Here is a 547-nt window from a genome sequence, read left to right on the forward strand (position 1 = left end):
ACCAGGTGCTGACCTCATGAGCGCCCGATGCCGTCGCGAGACAAGAGAGACCTCCTGATGTCCGACAAGCCCTCCGTGCTGTTCGTCTGTGTCCACAACGCCGGCCGCTCGCAGATGGCCGCCGCGTGGCTGACCCACCTGGCCGGGGACCGCGTCGAGGTCCGTTCCGCCGGCTCGAACCCGGGCGACAACGTCAACCCCGCCGCCGTCGAGGCGATGCGCGAGGTCGGCATCGACATCTCCGCCGAGGTGCCGAAGATGCTGACCGTGGACGCGGTCAAGGAGTCCGACGTCTGCATCACCATGGGCTGCGGCGACACCTGCCCGGTCTTCCCGGGCAAGCGGTACCTGGACTGGCAGCTGGACGACCCGGCCGGCCAGGGCGTCGAGGCCGTCCGCCCGATCCGCGACGAGATCAAGGGGCTGGTGGAGGGGCTGATCAAGGAGATCGCGCCGGGGGTCTGAGCAAGGAGATCGCGCCCCGCCGGAGCCGCGGTCATGAGCGCCCCGACGGACGTCCGCGACGTCATCGTCATCGGCTCGGTCC

Annotated in this window: 1 protein-coding gene; it reads left to right on the forward strand. The window is 70.0% G+C overall.

Going from position 1 to position 547, the window contains the following annotated elements; translation table 11 throughout:
- The first annotated feature begins 57 nt into the window (after nucleotides 1-57).
- Complete coding sequence (locus LPA54_RS36015; protein ID WP_228918173.1) at nucleotides 58-465, forward strand: arsenate reductase ArsC; 408 nt, start codon at nucleotides 58-60, stop codon at nucleotides 463-465.
- Nucleotides 466-547 lie beyond the last annotated feature (82 nt).

The sequence above is a fragment of the Streptomyces sp. DH12 genome, assembly GCF_020873895.1.
GTDB lineage: Bacteria > Actinomycetota > Actinomycetes > Streptomycetales > Streptomycetaceae > Streptomyces.

Coding starts and splice junctions, on each gene's coding strand:
- LPA54_RS36015 (WP_228918173.1), top strand. CDS start 58: ATGTCCGACAAGCCCTCCGTGCTGTTCGTCTGTGTCCACAACGCCGGC.